This is a genomic window from Geobacillus sp. (assembly GCF_017515625.1).
GTDB classification, from domain to species: domain Bacteria; phylum Bacillota; class Bacilli; order Bacillales; family Anoxybacillaceae; genus Geobacillus; species Geobacillus stearothermophilus.
In genome coordinates, this window is the sequence record NZ_JAFWFM010000167.1 from 1 (window position 1) to 3035 (window position 3035).

The following is a 3035-nucleotide window of genomic DNA, read 5'->3' on the forward strand; positions in this document are numbered from 1 at the left end:
AATGGCTATTGGAGCTGTTTTTTTTCGTGCGTGCTTCCAGCTCTTGAACACGGTACTTCAGTTGTTCATTTTCTTTGCGTAGCTGTTTGTTTTCGTGACGCAAATGTTCATTTTCTTGAATGAGTTGATGAATGAGCTGTTTTTGTTGTTGAACTTTGCCGATTAAGCCCTCAACTGTAAATACAGCTTGTTGTACCGTCAACATGCGATTCACCTCCTTGTCTATCAATATTCACATCATAGACAAGGAAAGAAGAAAATATTCAGCTCACTTTATGATGTGGCTGAATAGTTACGTTTTTTCTTCCACCCTCTTCACCTCCTTCCATTTCTAGCATATCAAACAAGCGAGTTTGCGAGAAGGAAAAACGGTTTCAAATCAAGCGGATTTTGTCTATGATAGAGGAGGAGATGCTGTGATGTTTGAAATGACCAAGAGCTCCTTTGGCTGCCCATTTCCATCGCATCGGCCGCTGCTTGTGTTCCATGTATGAAGGAAGAACCCGCAAACCCGTCGCGAGGAGGTTGAATGTCGATATTCTGTCAGCGACGGGGGGAAATTTCAGAAAAAAAGAAGGTGTGATCATGTCCTTTATTCAAACAATCGAGCCGCATTTGTTTAGCGACCATCCTGTCCTCCGCCAGTTTGCGTTTGACGCAATCGAAGAGTATCCGGATATTCCAGCCGCGCTTGTGGAGCGTTTGGTGGATGAGGCTGTAACGGCGGACAACGAAGAAACACGGAGGATGATTTTGCACGGCATCTCCAAACAGCCGTTGACCGACCGAGCGCTTGAGCAGTTGTTGAGCATGAAAGATGCAGCGAAGTACATCCGTTGGTTTTTCCCGTTTCCAGCCGCCCAGCTCGAAAAATACGGAGAACAGCTGCTCCCTCACTTCCCACGGTCTTGGCAGCGAGCTGTCCGCCTTGCTTTAGAAGGAACGGAAGATGACGTATGGGAACACTATTTTTCAGTGCTTTCGCATTTGCACGAGGAAGAGTTTCACAATCACGATTGGTTTTTAGTAGCCAAGCAAGCCGTGCGCATTCTCGTTGAACGCGGATGGATGACGAAGGAAGATATCGGTCTGACATGGATGAAAAACGAGCAACAGCCTTGGTTTTCGTATGACGGCATTTTGGCGGTGTATGCGGTCTCGCTCGTCGGCGCCGCTGAATATATTCCCCGCCTCGCCCGACTGTTGGAACAACAAGACGGTGATGTGCTTGTTGATCAAGCCGTTTCCACCTTATCGATGTTCCAACGTGAAGAAACGATCGAAGCGGTGCGCCCATATGCGTTTCAGGAAGACACGGCGCTGTCCGCTATTCATGTGCTCGCCAACATCAAATCTAAACAGGCCGTGCGTGTATTGCGAGAAGTCTTTTCCAAGCAGCGCGATGATGACCTCCAAGCATTTTGCTTTGAGGCGCTTTGCCATCAGCTGGATAAAGAGGCGCTCCCAGAAGTAGAGCAGTATGTAAAAAGAGCGGAAAAACGAGGGCGTTCTTGGATGATTGATGTCGAACAGAACGCGTACGCCTATTATACGATTCTAGAGATCGATCACCCGAAGCTGGAAACGTGGAGAGCCATTGCCGAGCAGCGGTATCGCCATTTTCAAGCCGTGCTGCAAACACCTCCGCGGCCGACCAACATCCCATACCGCCGAAAAGAGCGAAAAATCGGCCGTAACGACCCATGTCCGTGCGGCAGCGGGAAAAAGTATAAAAAGTGCTGTGGCAAATGAGAACGCTGCTTTGTCTCAAAGAAACAGCCCGCCCCCACGCGGTGGCGTTGGAAGCGGGCCTTTTAAAAAGACACAGCCATGAGGCTTAAGCTTCCATATTGATATTCTCGGAACAACACGCGCGGCGCCCCGCCGCGATCGCCGGCCCCGTAGGCGATCCAGTACGGCGCGAGATGCTCGGGCGTCGGCACGGCCTGCTTGGCGTACGGCGCCTTGTTCTCATACTCGAACACCTCTTCACTATGGGCGGCGGATCGGCTGAGAAGCCAATCATCAAATGCGACGGCCCATTCGTCCGCCTCCGCATGCCCTTCCCAACGGAGCGCCATCAAATTGTGCACCGTCCCGCCGCTGCCGATGACCATCAATCCTTCGTCACGCAATGGACGCAGCGCCTCACCAAGCTGGAACAATTGCTTCGGCGTCCACCACGGCACGACCGACGCCTGCACAACCGGAATATCCGCTTTCGGAAATAAGCGGTAGAGCAGCACCCACGAACCGTGATCCAACCCCCGGGTCCGATCGACGGCCACTTCCGCCACACCGCCTAGGCGCTCCCGCACGCGCTCCGCCCACTCGACCGACCCGCGCGCCGGATACACCACTTCATACAGCTCGCGCGGAAATCCGGAAAAATCATAAATCATGTCATACGTCCCCTCAACCACCGAAACCGTCGGTTGGCGCGTCATCCAATGGGCGGTAAAGATGACGACCGCCTGCGGGCGAATTCCTTCCCCAAGCTTTTTCAAAAACGCCGTATACGCATTGTCTTCGATTGCCAACATCGGCGAACCGTGAGCGAGAAATAGGGCGTGGGATCTCATCGTTCCATTCCTCCCTTGAGTCATATTGACAGATCAACACTTTGCGGCCTGATGCCGCCTCTAGAAGGTTGGTGAAAAACCACTGTTTGACTTGATCGATGATTGAACGCGCGAACATAGAGGCTGATGCAACAAGTTTTTTCTACTTGAGAACCGATTTCCAGAAGCGGTTGCGCAAGTAAATCACCAACCTCCTAGAGAGCTGGTGAAAAATTTGTTTTTTGCTTGAACCGGTGGCAGTTCATCAGAAAGGGGGACAGATCTGACAAGGCTTCCCTAATTGAAAAAAATAATGGGGATGAGCTGCCTTTTTCATTCCTCGTCGGCCTTTCTAGACGATTCGACGAAAAACGGTGTATGGGCCGCTTCCCTTGCCAATCCCCTTACCCTTAGTGTAGCATAAGCATCCTTTGCCATTCTATGCACTTGCAAAACTTTTCCTTGTCCATTTAA

The 3035-nt window shown here is 51.1% G+C and carries 2 protein-coding genes and 1 pseudogene; 1 reads left to right on the forward strand and 2 read right to left on the reverse strand.

Annotated elements, in window-relative coordinates:
• Positions 1 to 205 (reverse strand): annotated as a pseudogene (locus IKE44_RS09845) (IS66 family transposase); the annotation flags it as partial.
• A 380-nt stretch (positions 206 to 585) separates the two neighbouring features.
• Between IKE44_RS09845 and IKE44_RS09850 the strand changes: the two are divergent.
• On the forward strand, positions 586 to 1752 hold the full coding sequence (locus tag IKE44_RS09850) for a HEAT repeat domain-containing protein (RefSeq protein WP_014195544.1): 1167 nt from the start codon (positions 586 to 588) through the stop codon (positions 1750 to 1752).
• 62 nt (positions 1753 to 1814) lie between these two features.
• Here IKE44_RS09850 and IKE44_RS09855 read toward each other — a convergent pair whose 3' ends face one another.
• Positions 1815 to 2582 carry a DODA-type extradiol aromatic ring-opening family dioxygenase gene (locus tag IKE44_RS09855; RefSeq protein WP_049625335.1) on the reverse strand — a complete coding sequence of 256 codons (768 nt, stop codon included), beginning with the start codon at positions 2580 to 2582 and terminating at the stop codon, positions 1815 to 1817.
• Between the last annotated feature and the right edge of the window lie 453 nt (positions 2583 to 3035).